Below are 14,780 nucleotides of genomic sequence, written 5' to 3' on the forward strand. Positions count from 1 at the left end.
GGGGCGGTTCCATTGCCTGCCGCAGACTCCATTCGGCAGCATGGTGCCTAACAATTCATTCAAGCCGAAGCCGCTTCGCGGCTCGGCTTAATTCAGGCGTTAGCTGCCATGAAAGCTTGGCGTAGATCTACCGCAGCGCTGATCGCTCTCGCCGTTGCAGGCGCTCTAGCCGTTGCCGTCCTTCCAGATTGGCGCTGGCACCTCAGCCCGGAGAAGATTGAATCGCGGCTGCTAGAGGCGACTCCGATCGGCTCCTCGGAGGATCAGGTCTTGGCTCACTTGCAGGCCCAAGGCCTCAAGCCGGCTCCGCTGTGGCGAGGCGCAGTTGCGCCCAATACCGCTTATCCACCAAGCACCGTTGCTGGCGGCAGCTTTACCCATACCGTCGTTGGCGAGTATTCGCTTATCTTCACCACAAGTGTTGAGGCCTTCTACATCTTTGGCGTAGATCAACGTTTGGTCGAGATTGCTGTCAGAAAGACCACGGATGCCCTGTGACCTCACTGGCAGCTAACAATTCATTCAAGGGGAAGCCGCTTCGCGGCTCCCCTTAATTCAAACGTTAGGCGCCGCCTTCATGACGACCACGATGAACAACTACTTCCTTGGCATATGCATGCTTCTGGCGCTTTCGTCACCTGCTAAAGCCGCAGACGATCAAGAGGAGGCGATTGCCAACCTCAATCGCTCCAATTTGTTCCTGGCCGAAAACCGCGGCAACGAGGGCGTTACCGAAACCTCGACTGGGCTGCAATACAGAGTGATTGCGCACGGTTCTGGGTGCCGACCCGCCCCCGATTCCACCGTCCGGCTTCACTATCAAATGTCGCTCATTGGCAGCAATGCTGTCGTGGATGACAGCCGCAATGCGGGCGAAGAGCCCGCATCTTTTGACCTCAAGCAGATGATTCCCGCCTGGGAGCAGGCAATACCCTTGATGCGCGAGGGCGATACTTGGGAACTATACGTCCCACCGTCGCTCGGGTACGGAGCGGCGGGTTCCCCCCCCTTACATTCCGCCGAACACTGTGATGGTCTTCCGAATCGACTTGGTGGATGCAATGCAGTGTGCGGCGCCTAACAATTCATTCAAGCCGAAGCCGCTTCGCGGCTCGGCTTAATTCAGGCGTTAGGCCACTCGCATGCGATACGGTCTTCTGAATGCACATGCTTTGGCCCTCCTGGCTCTTTCCGGCCAAGTGAGTGCGTCGGAGTGTGTCCTTCCAGTTCCCGATGGCGGGGAGAACGAACCTTCTCCAGCCTCACTCATCGGCACGATCCTTAGCGTGGCGCCGGATCATGTCGTAGTCGGTGGCGCCGGCGGCACCGCCAAGCCACAGCGTGTCGCTGTTACTTCGGCTACCGAGCTTTTCACCGTCTATGGTGGCGGCTTCGAGATCACGGAGCTTCGTCCTGGGCAGCACACCCTGATCTGGTTCAAGGGTTGCACCCCGCCCAAACAGGGCAATCCGGTTGCCGCTGTTCTTCAGGTCTGCTCGCTCGCACCTGAGCCATGCCCCCGGTAGAGTGGCCTAACAATTCATTCAAGGGGAAGCCGCTTCGCGGCTCCCCTTAATTCAGGCGTTAGGCCCCGATGGAAAAGATGACGCACGCCGAGTACGTCGAAAGTCTTCGGCGCGAGGCCGGGCAGATTGCTGCTGCGGTTTCCTCGGGGAGAATGAGCGTTCTGGACGGCTGTTGGGCGTTAGGGCCGTTGCTTGCCCAGGCCGAGCTAGATCCAGGCGATCCGGACGCAGGTGCCATTGGTTCGGTCTGCTCGGAGCTAGACGGCCTACCACTTGGTGAGTTTCGCGCCCATTGGGCACCTGAGGCTTTAGCTCGCCTTGCGCCTCAGCTAGAGTCCGTCACGGAGTGGGCCACGCCACTTGCCATGCCAGCCATCCAGTCGGTGGCTCGGCGGTTCGGGGCCTAACAATTCATTCAAGCCGAAGCCGCTTCGCGGCTCGGCTTAATTCAGGCGTTAGGCGCCGTAAGAGCTGGCTGTAGCAACTCCTCGCAAGCGGTTGCGTCTCGACTTCGGTGGTCGCCGCTCTTCGGCCAGGTGCCGGTCGCTTCATTAGCTTCGGTGGGTGCGTGGCGCGGCGCTCACGCATCCCAACGTTGCGTCAGTCACTTCGGGCAGTTCGCAACTTCGGACGGTGCGCGCCGGCACTGTCTTCGGACACATTGGAAAAGCACGGGCTCCGGCGGGTTGGCTACGGAACGTTCGTCGGGCGCTCCCGGCCGTCTGGTCTTTGGCTGTGGGGTAGGGCTTGCCGGCGCCGAGCTGTCCTGGGTTACCCTCGCGCCTAACAATTCATTCAAGGGGAAGCCGCTTCGCGGCTCCCCTTAATTCAGGCGTTAGGTGGCAATGGAAGTTTCCTGCGATCTAAAAGGCGTGGACTTTGAGTGGTTCGCCGTTGATCGCAACGGTCGGCTTGCCTTGTTCGTGACTGCCGGTGATGGTTTCGTTCCTGCGTCTGTGGCTGCCGCAGCAGATGCCATTTCCACACTCTCATCAACAATCAGCACCCCGCACGTGGGCACCGGCCATGTATGGGAGGACTACGGGAACGTGGGGTTATACGTCTATGACTGGGCCATGCCGGTCGGACCCTACGGGCTCATCCAAAGCCCGCTGCAGGCGTTATCCCCTGGTTTTCGCCAAGCTATCCTTGGCCTTCCCGCACTCCCAAAGTTTGACGTGGAGTTTGGCGTGACAGAGCTTGTCGGCATGGTGGACTGCGTTGCCGCCTAACAATTCATTCAAGGGGAAGCCGCTTCGCGGCTCCCCTTAATTCAGGCGTTAGGCGCCAGACCAAGAATGCTTGCTATCTGCACCGACGACCGCGAGGCTGAGATCAGCGGCTCCGCCGACGATCTCCGTCGTGTTCGGGTCGCGATTATCGGGCTCCTGAGCTCCCCTGGAGACTCTGTGTCATGCGCGGCGGCGCTGCGTAACCCAGCCCCGTATTCCCGGTCGCTGTCCGAGCTCATCATCCAACGCGCGTCGGGCCCTACCTTGGTAACTGCCAGTCAATCCGGACTTGTGGTCGCGGGTTCGGACGAGTCTCTGGCTAGGTTTTCAGCTTGGTTCAACCTACCGCCAGGCGCACAGCCGGGTCACCACTCGCACTTTGAGCCGTTGCCCGGCGACCCATTCCATTCGCCTGAGTCCATTCCTTTGGTAGTCGCCGTCAGTCATGCTGGCGCCTAACAATTCATTCAAGGGGAAGCCGCTTCGCGGCTCCCCTTAGTTCAGGCGTTAGGTGCCGCACTAGAGTGATTGCTGCATGAGCGATGAGAGCGCAAGCGAAGAGCGGCCAATTCCAGTTGCGTGGCGGCAGACGTTCCGGGAGATCGTGGCCGCCTTTGTCGCTGCGGACTACCGTCTAGTGACAGGAGTTCCAGGAGTTGAGCCGGTCTCAACTGAGACGGCCACTCAGATCCACACCTACATCAGCGACTATGGCGCCACGCTGGTAGCACTGCCTGAGGAGGCTTGGGAGTCTTCCGTTTGTATCTGGATGGGCAGTCACTGGGACACTCTCATTGACCTGTGGGCCCAAGAGGAGGGCCGGAGCGATCTGGTGCTCCAGGCTCGGGTAACTGATATCCCCAGCTTCTCGGTTAAGGTTCATCTGGTCTATGTGCCGTAGCTGGGCGGCACCTAACAATTCATTCAAGCCGATGCCGCTTCGCGGCACGGCTTAATTCAGGCGTTAGACATGCACGGAAAGCTGCTTGCACTCCTAACACTGGTTCTTGGTGTCGCCACGCTGGCTTCTTGCGCCGCAGTTCCGCGTAACACCTTGCCCGAGCCTATCGAGTTACCCACAAGGGTAGAGCCACCCTTCCAGGCAACTGAGTACGCAGCGCTTCCCGGCGGCACCAAGATGATTGTCCGCTGGAGCACGCCGGAGCTTCTCGCTCAGCTCAAGCAACAATTTCCAACTCTTGCTGCTGGCCGCGCTTCCCTGACGCTGGTTCAAGAGCAACTGATCCTTTCGGGCGGGGTTCCCTACAGGCGGGTCTGGTTCTCTTACGGGGACGAGGCAACAAGTACCTTGCATGGCCCATGCAACCAAAATGTATACATTTGGCTATCGTCCTCCGGTGAGGCTGCGGAGACTTATGTAGAGCCGTTGACGTGCCCCATCTAGGGTGCATGTCTAACAATTCATTCAAGGGGAAGCCGCTTCGCGGCTCCCCTTAATTCAGGCGTTAGGCACCATTGGATGGCAATCGTGGAATTGAACGGCATCGAGTACGAGTTCATACGGGGCAGCGACATTCAGCGAGACGGAATGTACTTGGAGGTATCCATCGCTGGTACCGACCCACTCCAACAACTCGCCGAGGTCTTCTTCTCGGATGTAACCAAGACCTTCTCAGTATCGTGTTTTGAGCTCGATGTTCCCCTTGAGGTAATTGAGGAGTTGATTCAACGTGCGCGCCGTGATCTTCCACCTCTTCCATAACTACTGCACTGTGGCTTGCATGGTGCCTAACAATTCATTCAAGCCGAACCCGCTTCGCGGGACGGCTTAATTCAAGCGTTAGAGCGCATGAGAACCATCCTGACTCTCACAGCAATGCTCTTGATCGCCCCCTTGGTTTCCGCAAGTGCGTGCGATATCTCTTGCAAGATCGAGAAGGCGCTGAAAGGAGATGGGGCTGCTGCATTTGAAGTGGCGCAAGAGTCTCGAGTCACTCAGACGCCAGAAATTGTTGCCCACTGGCTTCAGATTTCGGCTGAAAATGGGAATGCTGCGGGTCAATGGGAGTATGGCCTGTCATTGGTGGAGAACAGCAAGTCACGATACGACTGCATTCGTACCATCTACTGGTTCCGTCAAGCCGGCCAGAACGGGAACGCTGCAGCAGCAACTGCCTTAGGCAAGGTCGAGTATTTCCTAGAAACGCACCCCGAGCCCATCATGGAGGGTTGCCGTGATGCGCTCTAACAGCTCATTCAAGCCGAAGCCGCTTCGCGGCTCGGCTTAACTCAGGCGTTAGAGGGCACTAATGCGGTTCATCGGCCTACTCGTGATCGCTGCGCTTCTCGGCGCTTGCGCTTCTGCCGATCACACGGTTCATGTCCTTGGAACTCCCTCATGGGCCCAGAACCCTGTCGCACCGGAAGCGATGAATCAACGCATAGAAGATGCGGCGGCTGAGTATGCGCCACACGCACCTGTGCCAAGACTTGCGCTATTCGACATTGCCTTCCCATCGTCAGAATCGGAGTTGAAAAGTACCGGCGGTAATGGAGTGTTGTTGCTAACTGCGCTATCTCAGGACAAAAGCGAGCTCCCTCCGAAGCGTCTTTATGTGACCTGGCGAGGCGAAGAACATACCCTTGAGCAGATCCACTCCGCCATCGATCTGCCCGCGCAAAGTCCCAGTGTCACGGAAGTGCTCGGTCCCAATCGCTGGGATGGTCTTTACCTGTTTCCTGTCCGCCTGATGGAAGATGGTGCTGTACTAACCCTTGATTTCGCGGCTAATCGAACCGGCTTTGTCTTCGGCCAGTTCTCTTCTGCCCAGCGTGAGGCGCTAGGGTACGATCCGAGCGCTGCCGCGGCCTCAGCAAGCGACATATCAGCCCGCGATGCCATCATGGACTTGGTGGCGCGCGAGTACCCGGGGTTCGTCAGGCGTGCCCCCTAACAATTCATTCAAGCCGAAGCCGCTTCGCGGCTCGGCTTAGTTCAGGCGTTAGGCGTGCTCCGATGCGTCATCGAACCGGCAGTAAGAAAGCCCCGAATAGGTTGCTCTCTCGCATGGTGGCGATCCTGGTTGCCCTTGCCAGCTTGGGCTGCCTCTACGTGATTGTTTCCGGCCTGCTGGACGGGAGGATTACGGCCTTGAGCCGTCGCCTAGGTCCGATTAGCCTTTCCAGCGATCCGTTCTGGTTTCTCGTAATGCTTCTGGGCTGGTCTTGTCTCGGCATCTGTCTCTTTCGCTTAGCGTTGCGCGCTTGGCGTGAGGGGCAGCACGCCTAACAATTCATTCAAGTGGAAGCCGCTTCGCGGCTCCCTTTCATTCAGGCGTTAGATGGTGAGGTAACGAATGTCACGCCTCATTCCCCTCGTGTGCTGCCTGCTGTTGTCGCCCTTTGCCAATGCTTGTGAAGTGGAGATCCGTAATAACACGGACGTTGACCTCTTCATTCCCACTGGAGAAGACACAGCAGTTTCGGTTGGACCGGGTCAAACCGGGAGCTTCGTGGTCAAGAGGCCGCTTTGGGTGAATTTCGGTGCCATAGCGCACGAGTACGAGGTCGGACCTGTACAGAATGCTCTTTGCCCAGCAGGCGCGACTGCTCCGGTGCGGGTAGAGGCTCAGCCGGACGGAACCATCCGGCTAGATGCGCCTGGAGTGCAGCCGGAGGGGTTCCCACTGCGGCCAGTTGGCATCGTCGACCTCACTGGCTCACCATCTAACAATTCATTCAAGGGGAAGCCGCTTCACGGCTCCCCTTAATTCAGGCGTTAGGCGCTCTCCATGGCGATTCGGCTCAGGAACCTAGAGATCTTCGCCGGCCTGCTATTCCTCGCGGGCGCAGGCATCCTGTTCTCCAACTCGCGCCTTTGCTTATTCAATCGCGCCTCTTGCGGCATGGTTGAACCACTGCTGGCGCTACCACTGACCTGGCTCGGCATCTGTGTACTAGTTGCAGGCATTGCCCGGGGGTGTAACAAAGGGGTTGTGGCGCTGGCCTACGTTTCGGTCGCCGTTAGCGTTCTGCTGGTTGTGTCTCAATGGGCGCTGGCTCACGGCAGCGTCTAACAATTCATTCAAGGGGGAAGCCGCTTCGAGGCTCTCCTTAGTTCAGGCGTTAGGCGCCACAGGCATGCTCAACGAACTCTGGAGCTGGTTCCAATACAACTTCTGGCTCAGCGTGGCCTGCCTGGTTGCTGGCGCTATTGCGATCTCTCCGTTCCTAGCAAGTCGGTCTTTCCGCAAGCGGTTCTTCCGTTCCAACTACGACATAGAGCACATCGGATTCATCGTCCTCGTCGTTGCGCTCCTTGTGATTGGTCTATACGACCGGTTCGGCGCTGGCAGTGGCGCCTAACAATTCATTTAAGGGGAAGCCGCTTCGAGGATCCCCCTAATTCAGGCGTTAGGCCCCATGTGTCACTTCGTCACCGCCGTTCTTCCTGACACCTCCCCGCATGCGGCGCTTGATGCGATTGCGCGCAAGTACGGTAGACAGCTCCGCCCACTAGCTAGTCCGAGCATGGAGCGACAACTTGGGCGTGACCAAAGGTACTTTCTGACCACGCCGGGCCATTGCGACTGCGGAACCGTCTTGGGGTCTCATTACCAACGGGCCCGTCAAGCCAAGGACTGGGCGGCTGACGAGCAGCGCCTTCTAAAGAAGGGTTGGAGCAAGGCCAAGGTTGCTCGGGCTTTAGCTCAGAAGCAGGAAAGTTCCGCGAGATCAGATGTGGCAGTGTTGGAGGCAAGTGCTGCGGACCTGGCATCTTGGACAAAGCTCATTGCGGAGATTCTGGGTTCGGGCACGCGCGAGTTCGGCTTGCTGCTACATTCATATAGAGGGCCTCTGGACGAGGACATCAAACTCAAAGGTACCGAGCAGATAGCCACCGGCGACGACACCGGTGAGATACTCCGGAAAATGCGAGAGGATGTGCTCTATGTGTTCCTGGCGCGGGCCTAACAATTCATTCAAGCCGACGCCGCTTCGCGGCGCGGCTTGTTTCAGGCGTTAGGCGCTATGGACAATCCGCCGTTAGCCGTCGCACTTGATCTACTGACACTTGCCACTATTGCTCTGATTGCATGGCATTTGGGCCAGGTACGCTGGTTTTTCCGTATTCCCTTGAGCACGCTCATCGGCTGGCCAATCTTCGCTGGTGCTGTTGCGCTGCATTGGAGCATCCTGGCGGCCAGCGCCCAAACGCCCCAAGAAGCGGAGTGGGTCGCAGCACACGACACAGGCCCGCTCGCCGTCTCGGTAGTTCTCGGGTGGGCTTATGCGCTGGTGGTGGTGCTCGTGACCGAAACCGTGAGGGGAGTTGTGTTGGTCGTGAGGCGCGTGGCCGTATCCCGGCAAAGCGTCTAACAGTTCATTCAAGGGGAAGCCGCTTAGCGGCTCTCCCACTAATTCAGGCGTTAGGCGGCTATGGATCTACCCCAACCCGTAAGGGCAGACTTAGCGGAAGTTTTGCCGCTCCTGGCCCACGCGGGATTGGAGCTATTTGACTGCCAGTATTCTCCGGACGTCTTTGGCAATTACACCGTTCGCTTCGGCGGCCTCACGGATCTACTAGAGATCAGGCGAGACCGAGGGCAGTATCTGCTCGGCGGTTCTCGAGAGCGACTGGAGGGCCTGGGCTACTGGCGGGCGTTGGAGAGCGCGCAGGAGTTGGCACGGGCGTGCAGGCTTACCTTGCCACCGCGCTTCGCGGCTCGGCCTGATTCAGGCGTTAGGCCGCTACGCGCATCGCGGTGGCCGTCAGATCTAGTGGAGTCGGCACTATGGCCAAGTACCTGATTTCCTTCCCCAGTGCCGCGATGGTCGTGCCTGACGAGGAGTGGGAGGAGGTAGTTCGTGACTCTCATGCCGTGATTGAAGAGGCGAAGGCCGCAGGCGTCTACATCTTCGGCGGCGGAATCGACGAAGGCGTGCCCCCCATGCTCGTTTCGGCTACAGGTGCGGTTGCCCTAGGCGGCTATCCTTGGGCAACCGCTCTCAACGGGGGCTTCACCGTGTTAGAGCTGCCCTCTCGGGACGAGGCTATCGTGTGGGCCGCGCGCATCGCTAAGGCCTGCCGTTGTGACCAGGAGTTGCGAGTCTTCGGGTACGACCCGCAGTCTTGAGAGACGTGCAGGCATGGTGCAGAAGGTGCGGTCTAACAATTCATTCAAGCCGACGCCGCTTCGCGGCGCTTTATTCAGGCGTTAGGCCTGCAGGAAACAGAACTATGCGCCCTTTGATCTACATCCAGGTCTATCGAGGCCACTTCATTGCCAAGCACCTCGGCAACGGAAAGACGATCCGTAGGGAGTGCGCTGGACTAGATCATCCGCGCACACTCATGGGCGACTTCCAGAAGGTTCAGGATAGCTTTGCGGCTGTGCTGAAGGAACTCTTGCCTCCGGTCAATCTGCTCAAGCCTAAGGGCCTCGTGCATCTGGTGCCTGCCTACGAAGGCGGCTACACCAACGTTGAAACAAGAGCTTTCAAGGAGGCCGGGGAGATGGCCGGCGTCAACTTTGCTTTTCTCTCAACTCAGGATCGGCCGCACACAGACTCCGAAGTGCTAGAGGTGCTGCGTTGAATCGCTGCAGGCCAAGCGACTCATTCAATCCGAAGCCGCTTCGCGGCTCCCCTGGCGTTAGGGCGCAGCTTGTTTCTTAAGACCATCTACTTCGTTGTCTGCACAATCGGCATCGTCTACGGAGCACGCGGCATCTACATGTGCCGCATCAGAGTGATCTTATGGACCATGCGGGAGCCAGGTGATCGAGGATATGACGACGATGCGGTTACCGTTACTGGGCTGCCGGCGATCGCCCTTGGTGCCGCGACAATCGTCCTATGCTTGTACATGTTCAAGGAACATGTGCTGTGAGCACTACGGGGCTGCACTCTATCAATTCATTCAAGCCGAAGCCGCTTCGCGGCTCGGCTTGATGCAGGCGTTAGCCACATGCGAAAGCGCGCATTCTCTTTGATTCCTGTCGCCGCACTCTTTCTGTCGCTTGCGACGAGTGCGGCCGATCCGCTCCACTTCGAAGGGCGGTTTGAATTCCGCACTGACGCCGAGAGCTTGGATGTCGTCGGGCGGCAGGTGTGCTTCTTCCCAGATCAAAATACCGCGCGGATCGCTCCCCGAGGCGCTGACGACAGGAGAATGGTCTGGTTCTGCTTCAAGAACACCGATGCAGCATTCGCCGCGCTAAAGATTCCTCGCGCGACAAAGGATGGCTGTGGCTTTCAGGGGGCTGCAGCAGTTGAGGTGGTGGGGTATGTTGCTGACCGGCAGGAGGGAGACGGTAATGACACTGCCGAATTGGTCAGGGCATCGAAGGTCTCCGACCTTGCGCCTATCGCGTGCAACGCCGGACATGGCTAACAATTCAATCAAGCCGAAGCCGCTTCGCGGCTCGGCTTAATTCAGGCATTAGGTGCCAGGGAAAATGCGCCGCAAGATTCGCAAAGGGACCGCCATATCAGCTTTTCTTGCGGCACTGCTCGCAGCTTGCTCCGACCGTCCTATTACGGCTCACGCCACAGAGCCGGTAAGCGTCTTTGCCTCGCAGTCGGACGCGGCGAACGAGCGCTCTTTCAATCAAGACCATCAAGCCCCGTTGGCCAAGCTGGAGCGCGGCGCCGCTGTAACCGTACTATCGGATGAATATGGCAAGGACTACTGGGCTTGCCGTGTCCGCACTGAAGGTTCAGTAGAGGGGTGGGTGCTCTGCACGTCGCTCGATTACCCCGAGCGCAGGGCTGGCACCTAACAATTCATTCAACCCGAAGCCGCTTCGCGGTTCCCCTTAACTCAGGCATTAGGCCGCTTGCTTAGGTGTTCCCGCAATGGAACTTCGTGTGGCCGAGCAGTCCGACATTCACGCTCTTGGCGAGCTCATTGAAACCTCCGGCCGCGCTCTGAGTATCGGGCACTACTCGGCGGAGCAGGCTGACGCCATCACTCGCCACGTTTTCGGCGTCGACACCCAACTGATTGATGATCACACCTACTTCGTTATTGAGCACGACAGCCGCATCGTTGCCTGTGGCGGGTGGAGCAAACGGCGTACGCTCTTCGGTGGGGATCAAGCCAAGACCGGATCGGATCCGTTGCTTGACCCGGCCAAGGATCCAGCCCGCATTCGCGCGTTCTTTGTCCACCCGTCGATGGCGCGGCGTGGCTTGGGGCGTCAGCTCATGGCCGCATGCATAGACGCGTCAAGACAGGCTGGCTTTGGCGCGCTCGAGCTGGTTTCTACTCTGCCAGGCGAGCCGCTCTATCTGGCATCTGGATTTGTCGTCCTGGAGCGTTTTGACCTGGATCTGCCTGGGGACATCCATGTTCCTGTCTCTCGCATGAGAATGACGATATAGGCCGCAGGTTGTGGCAGTGTGTATCCGCGGCCTGACGATTCCTTCAGGACGAAGCCGCTTCGCGGCCCCCCTTGGTTCACGCGCCACGACACGCATCACGGAGAGTCAGACGTGAAAACGATGACGCAAACAGAGATCCCAACGTTCCTGGTTGAGCTCGAGGATGCCTTCAATAGGGCAATGATCTCCAATGACATAGGGCAGATTTCGCGTTGCGTCACGGACGACTGGATTCTGGTAACGCCCGAGGCAGGCCCAGTTTCTCGCTCGCGCATCCTCGGCGTTATCGGTTCTGGCCTTCTGAGCCATGCCACGATGACAAAAGTTCCAACTCATGCATGGGTAGCTGGAGACATTGCCTGGGTGACTGGACGCGGACAAAACACCGGCACCTTCAACGGGCAGCCTATCGAAGCCGATGAGTACATAACCGACATCTACCGCAGGGTAGATGGAGAGTGGCGCTGCATGCTGACGCACCTCACGCCCGTACATGAAGGACAGCAGGGTGGTGCCTGACAATTCATTCAAGCCGAAGCCGCTTCGCGGCTCGGCTGCTCACGGCTCCGCTGCGTTCTGAACTCTTCGGCGTGCTGCTAACCACGGAACGAAAAAGGCTCCCAATCGGGAGCCTTTTTCGTTTGACCACAAGGAATGTGCGCGGCTGCAACTAGGCTTCGGTGGTCGATGCGCGGCGCTTCAAAACCTTTACTGACGAAGATTCCACCTGCTCAGCCTTCTGCTGCGCCGCCGCCTCGGTCTCATGCAGGTGCATCAGCGATTCCATCAGTTGTTCGTCGGCGCTGGAACACACGCCGAGCAGCACGACCTCTTCGCAGCCGTCGGCGGCGATGTAGGCGTGGCCCATGTTGGAGTCGATGTACACCGCCTGGCCGGCTTCCAGGACGATCGGGTCGTAGAACTCGGTGTGCACTTCGGCGCGGCCTTCGAGCACGTGGATGTATTCCTCGCCCGAGTGGTGCACCAGTTCGCCGAACTCCTCGATGCTCTTGGCGCGCACCCGAGTGACCACCGGGATCATCCGCTTACGCCGGAGTTCCGGGCACAGGTAGTAGTAGTCGTAATTGGGCGTGGTGACCCGCACCGCATCCTCGATCCGCCCGATGCTTCGGCGCGCGGTGACGGGCTGTTCGGGCGTGCCGGCATCCTCGGCGAACAGCTCCGACATGCGGATGTTCAGGCGCTGGCTGATCTGCAGCAGCTTGTCGTAGGTCAGGGTGAGGCGGTCGTGCTCGACCTTGGACAAGGTCGACAGCGGGATGCCACAGCGCTGGCTCATCTCCTTGAGCGTCCAGTCGTTGCGGGCGCGCAGCGCGCGCAGGAGGCTGCCAATGGTGGGGTGCTGCGATGTCATGCCTGGATGCTCCTGCAGGGGCCGGGGGTGGGGTGGCCCGGCTTCCGGACGGCCTTGCTGGGCCGCCAGGGGCAATTCTAGGTCTAAACGACCGGACTGGGTTGACAATTCTCTAATCAGGATCATTATTTCGATCAAGGTCAGAAATGTCAGGCCGTAGTGCCCAATGGGCACGTGTGTCCACCTGCTTGGGGAGAAGCACGTTGAAGAAGCATTCGATCCGCCGTCGCCCGATCTTTTCGGCGCTGATGGCGCTGGCGTTGGCGCTGCCGGCCGCGGCCGCGGAGCCGGTCGGCCAGGGGCCCGCGCCCAACCAGGTTCCTGCCGCTAACGCGGCTGGCGCCGTCGTGCCGGAGTCGCCCGAGGCTCTCGCGTCGGTCGCGCCGACCGACCGCCTGACCGCCCCCGACCTGGAGGCCTGGCTGGACGGCTTCATGCCGTACGCGCTGGAGCAGACCGACGTTGCCGGCTCGGTCGTCGTCGTGGTGAAGGACGGCAAGGTGCTGCTGCAGAAGGGCTACGGCTACGCCGACCTGGCCAAGCGCACGCCGGTCGACCCGTCCCGCACGCTGTTCCGTCCGGGCTCGGTGTCCAAGCTGTTCACCTGGACGGCCGTGATGCAGCTGGTCGAGCAGGGCAAGTTGAACCTCGACGAGGACGTCAACAAGTACATCGACTTCACGATTCCGGCCTACGACGGCAAGCCGGTCACGCTCCGCAACATCATGACCCACACCGCGGGCATGGAAGAGGTGATCCGCGGCCTCATCGCGAACGATGAGAAGGAAATCGCGCCGCTCGACGCGACCCTCAAGCACTGGGTCCCCAAGCGCGTCTACGAGCCGGGCTCCACGCCCGCGTACTCCAACTACGCCACGGCGGTCGCGGGCTACATCGTCGAGCGCATCTCGGGCCAGCCGTTCGACCAGTACATCGCGCAGCACATCTTCGCGCCGCTGGGCATGCAGCACTCCTCCTTCAGCCAGCCGATCCAGAAGAACCTGCTGGCGATGACGTCGAAGGGCTACAAGACGGCGTCGGATGGCAAGGAACAGCCGTACGAGTACATCAACCTCGCGCCCGCGGGCAGCCTGGCGTCGACCGGCGCCGACATGGGCAACTTCATGATCGCGCACCTGCAGGATGGCGCGTTCGGTGACCAGCGCATCCTGCGCGACGAAACCGCGCGCCAGATGCACGGGACCGGGCAGGCCTCGGTCGGTCCGCTCAACAAGATGATGCTCGGTTTCTACGAGACGACCGCGAACGGCCATCGTGCGATCGCGCACGGCGGCGACACGCAGTGGTTCCACAGCGACCTGCAGCTGTTCCTCGACGACAACATCGGCATCTACGTCTCGACCAACAGCAGCGGCAAGGAGGGCAGTGCCCGCCTGATCCGCGACGGCCTGGTCACCGGCTTCGTGAACCGCTACCTGCCGGGCCCACCGAACGAGGCGAAGGGCGTAGACGCCGCCACCGCGAAGCAGCACGCCCAGCTGCTCGCCGGCAGCTACAACAGCAGCCGCCGCGCCGATTCGAACTTCATGAACCTCGTGTACACGCTCGGCCAGACCAAGGTCACCGCGAACGAGGACGGCACCGTCAGCGTGCCGATGCTCGCCGGTTACAGCGGCGCGCCGAAGCGGTGGCGCGAGATCGCACCGTTCGTGTGGCAGGACACCAACAGCGGTGACCGCCTCGCCGCCGACGTCGTCAACGGCCACGTGACCCGCTTCAGCGCGGAGCCGATCGCCTCGATCATGGTGTTCCAGCGCGCCGCATGGTGGCAGACCCCGGCCGTGTTCATGACGCTGCTGTTCGGCAGTCTCGCCGCGCTGCTGCTGACCGTGCTCGCCTGGCCGGTGTCTGCGCTGGTGCGCCGCCACTACGGCGTGCGCTATCCGCTGGCGGGCCAGGATGCGCGCGCGCACCGCTGGAGCCGCATCGCCTCGCTGGCCGTGCTCGTGTCGATGGGCGGCATGATCGCGATGATCTTCACGATGATGTCGGACCTGGCGATGATGTCGCCGAGCAAGGACGGCATGGTCGTCGCCGTGCGCGCGCTGACGACGATCATCCTGCCGATCGGCGCCGCCATCGCGCTGTGGAACGCATGGACCGTGCTGCGCAGCAAGCGTTCGTGGTGGGCCAAGCTGTGGGGCATCGTCCTCGCCGCAGCGTCCCTGTCGCTGCTGTTCATCGGCATCGCCTGCCACCTGGTCGGCTTCTCCGCGAACTACTGACCGTCATCCCCGCGCGGCGGCGTGACCGCCGCGCGTTTCCCGGGAAGAAACC

The 14,780-nt window shown here is 60.1% G+C and carries 18 protein-coding genes; 17 read left to right on the forward strand and 1 reads right to left on the reverse strand.

Annotated features, from left to right (window positions below):
* Positions 1–108 precede the first annotated feature (108 nt).
* The 16 genes from IU514_RS07945 to IU514_RS08020 all read left to right on the forward strand — a co-directional run bounded on the left by IU514_RS07945 (position 109) and on the right by IU514_RS08020 (position 11,626).
* Complete coding sequence (locus tag IU514_RS07945) at positions 109–498, forward strand: hypothetical protein (protein WP_194930570.1); 390 nt, start codon at positions 109–111, stop codon at positions 496–498.
* Between the two features lie 79 nt (positions 499–577).
* Complete coding sequence (locus tag IU514_RS07950; RefSeq protein ID WP_194930571.1) at positions 578–1,081, forward strand: FKBP-type peptidyl-prolyl cis-trans isomerase; 504 nt, start codon at positions 578–580, stop codon at positions 1,079–1,081.
* Between the two features lie 1,290 nt (positions 1,082–2,371).
* On the forward strand, positions 2,372–2,758 hold the full coding sequence (locus tag IU514_RS07955) for a hypothetical protein (protein WP_194930572.1): 387 nt from the start codon (positions 2,372–2,374) through the stop codon (positions 2,756–2,758).
* A 535-nt stretch (positions 2,759–3,293) separates the two neighbouring features.
* A complete protein-coding gene (locus IU514_RS07960; protein WP_194930573.1) occupies positions 3,294–3,659 on the forward strand; it encodes a DUF7668 domain-containing protein in 366 nt (121 codons plus the stop codon).
* A gap of 909 nt (positions 3,660–4,568) precedes the next feature.
* A complete protein-coding gene (locus tag IU514_RS07965; RefSeq protein ID WP_194930574.1) occupies positions 4,569–4,967 on the forward strand; it encodes a hypothetical protein in 399 nt (132 codons plus the stop codon).
* Between the two features lie 61 nt (positions 4,968–5,028).
* Complete coding sequence (locus tag IU514_RS07970; protein ID WP_194930575.1) at positions 5,029–5,673, forward strand: hypothetical protein; 645 nt, start codon at positions 5,029–5,031, stop codon at positions 5,671–5,673.
* 837 nt (positions 5,674–6,510) lie between these two features.
* Positions 6,511–6,795 carry a hypothetical protein gene (locus IU514_RS07975; protein ID WP_194930576.1) on the forward strand — a complete coding sequence of 95 codons (285 nt, stop codon included), beginning with the start codon at positions 6,511–6,513 and terminating at the stop codon, positions 6,793–6,795.
* A gap of 64 nt (positions 6,796–6,859) precedes the next feature.
* Positions 6,860–7,084 carry a hypothetical protein gene (locus IU514_RS07980; protein WP_194930577.1) on the forward strand — a complete coding sequence of 75 codons (225 nt, stop codon included), beginning with the start codon at positions 6,860–6,862 and terminating at the stop codon, positions 7,082–7,084.
* Between the two features lie 57 nt (positions 7,085–7,141).
* On the forward strand, positions 7,142–7,693 hold the full coding sequence (locus IU514_RS07985) for a hypothetical protein (RefSeq protein ID WP_194930578.1): 552 nt from the start codon (positions 7,142–7,144) through the stop codon (positions 7,691–7,693).
* Positions 7,694–7,750: 57 nt separating this feature from the next.
* Positions 7,751–8,098: a hypothetical protein gene (locus tag IU514_RS07990; protein ID WP_194930579.1), complete on the forward strand. Its 348-nt coding sequence runs from the start codon at positions 7,751–7,753 to the stop codon at positions 8,096–8,098.
* A gap of 416 nt (positions 8,099–8,514) precedes the next feature.
* A complete protein-coding gene (locus IU514_RS07995; protein ID WP_194930580.1) occupies positions 8,515–8,856 on the forward strand; it encodes a YciI family protein in 342 nt (113 codons plus the stop codon).
* A gap of 104 nt (positions 8,857–8,960) precedes the next feature.
* Positions 8,961–9,317, forward strand: a complete 357-nt coding sequence (locus tag IU514_RS08000) for a hypothetical protein (protein WP_194930581.1) — start codon at positions 8,961–8,963, stop codon at positions 9,315–9,317.
* 372 nt (positions 9,318–9,689) lie between these two features.
* Positions 9,690–10,115: a hypothetical protein gene (locus IU514_RS08005; RefSeq protein ID WP_194930582.1), complete on the forward strand. Its 426-nt coding sequence runs from the start codon at positions 9,690–9,692 to the stop codon at positions 10,113–10,115.
* A gap of 64 nt (positions 10,116–10,179) precedes the next feature.
* Positions 10,180–10,503, forward strand: coding sequence for a hypothetical protein (locus tag IU514_RS08010; protein ID WP_194930583.1), 324 nt, complete (start codon positions 10,180–10,182; stop codon positions 10,501–10,503).
* A 76-nt stretch (positions 10,504–10,579) separates the two neighbouring features.
* Positions 10,580–11,107 carry a GNAT family N-acetyltransferase gene (locus IU514_RS08015; protein WP_194930584.1) on the forward strand — a complete coding sequence of 176 codons (528 nt, stop codon included), beginning with the start codon at positions 10,580–10,582 and terminating at the stop codon, positions 11,105–11,107.
* A gap of 120 nt (positions 11,108–11,227) precedes the next feature.
* On the forward strand, positions 11,228–11,626 hold the full coding sequence (locus IU514_RS08020) for a nuclear transport factor 2 family protein (RefSeq protein ID WP_194930817.1): 399 nt from the start codon (positions 11,228–11,230) through the stop codon (positions 11,624–11,626).
* A gap of 151 nt (positions 11,627–11,777) precedes the next feature.
* Here IU514_RS08020 and IU514_RS08025 read toward each other — a convergent pair whose 3' ends face one another.
* On the reverse strand, positions 11,778–12,482 hold the full coding sequence (locus tag IU514_RS08025) for a helix-turn-helix domain-containing protein (RefSeq protein WP_194930585.1): 705 nt from the start codon (positions 12,480–12,482) through the stop codon (positions 11,778–11,780).
* A gap of 203 nt (positions 12,483–12,685) precedes the next feature.
* On the opposite strand from IU514_RS08025, the gene IU514_RS08030 reads away from it, so the two are divergent.
* Positions 12,686–14,728, forward strand: a complete 2,043-nt coding sequence (locus IU514_RS08030) for a serine hydrolase domain-containing protein (RefSeq protein WP_228760572.1) — start codon at positions 12,686–12,688, stop codon at positions 14,726–14,728.
* Positions 14,729–14,780 lie beyond the last annotated feature (52 nt).

Origin of the sequence: Lysobacter niastensis (genome assembly GCF_015453285.1) — a bacterium.
Taxonomy (GTDB): Bacteria; Pseudomonadota; Gammaproteobacteria; order Xanthomonadales; family Xanthomonadaceae; genus Lysobacter_J; species Lysobacter_J niastensis.

What these genes read in the sequence shown, in the direction of transcription:
- IU514_RS07945 (WP_194930570.1), top strand. Translation starts at nt 109, where the DNA reads ATGAAAGCTTGGCGTAGATCTACCGCAGCGCTGATCGCTCTCGCCGTT.
- IU514_RS07950 (WP_194930571.1), top strand. Translation starts at nt 578, where the DNA reads ATGACGACCACGATGAACAACTACTTCCTTGGCATATGCATGCTTCTG.
- IU514_RS07955 (WP_194930572.1), top strand. Translation starts at nt 2,372, where the DNA reads ATGGAAGTTTCCTGCGATCTAAAAGGCGTGGACTTTGAGTGGTTCGCC.
- IU514_RS07960 (WP_194930573.1), top strand. Translation starts at nt 3,294, where the DNA reads ATGAGCGATGAGAGCGCAAGCGAAGAGCGGCCAATTCCAGTTGCGTGG.
- IU514_RS07965 (WP_194930574.1), top strand. Translation starts at nt 4,569, where the DNA reads ATGAGAACCATCCTGACTCTCACAGCAATGCTCTTGATCGCCCCCTTG.
- IU514_RS07970 (WP_194930575.1), top strand. Translation starts at nt 5,029, where the DNA reads ATGCGGTTCATCGGCCTACTCGTGATCGCTGCGCTTCTCGGCGCTTGC.
- IU514_RS07975 (WP_194930576.1), top strand. Translation starts at nt 6,511, where the DNA reads ATGGCGATTCGGCTCAGGAACCTAGAGATCTTCGCCGGCCTGCTATTC.
- IU514_RS07980 (WP_194930577.1), top strand. Translation starts at nt 6,860, where the DNA reads ATGCTCAACGAACTCTGGAGCTGGTTCCAATACAACTTCTGGCTCAGC.
- IU514_RS07985 (WP_194930578.1), top strand. Translation starts at nt 7,142, where the DNA reads ATGTGTCACTTCGTCACCGCCGTTCTTCCTGACACCTCCCCGCATGCG.
- IU514_RS07990 (WP_194930579.1), top strand. Translation starts at nt 7,751, where the DNA reads ATGGACAATCCGCCGTTAGCCGTCGCACTTGATCTACTGACACTTGCC.
- IU514_RS07995 (WP_194930580.1), top strand. Translation starts at nt 8,515, where the DNA reads ATGGCCAAGTACCTGATTTCCTTCCCCAGTGCCGCGATGGTCGTGCCT.
- IU514_RS08000 (WP_194930581.1), top strand. Translation starts at nt 8,961, where the DNA reads ATGCGCCCTTTGATCTACATCCAGGTCTATCGAGGCCACTTCATTGCC.
- IU514_RS08005 (WP_194930582.1), top strand. Translation starts at nt 9,690, where the DNA reads ATGCGAAAGCGCGCATTCTCTTTGATTCCTGTCGCCGCACTCTTTCTG.
- IU514_RS08010 (WP_194930583.1), top strand. Translation starts at nt 10,180, where the DNA reads ATGCGCCGCAAGATTCGCAAAGGGACCGCCATATCAGCTTTTCTTGCG.
- IU514_RS08015 (WP_194930584.1), top strand. Translation starts at nt 10,580, where the DNA reads ATGGAACTTCGTGTGGCCGAGCAGTCCGACATTCACGCTCTTGGCGAG.
- IU514_RS08020 (WP_194930817.1), top strand. Translation starts at nt 11,228, where the DNA reads ATGACGCAAACAGAGATCCCAACGTTCCTGGTTGAGCTCGAGGATGCC.
- IU514_RS08025 (WP_194930585.1), bottom strand. Translation starts at nt 12,482, where the DNA reads ATGACATCGCAGCACCCCACCATTGGCAGCCTCCTGCGCGCGCTGCGC.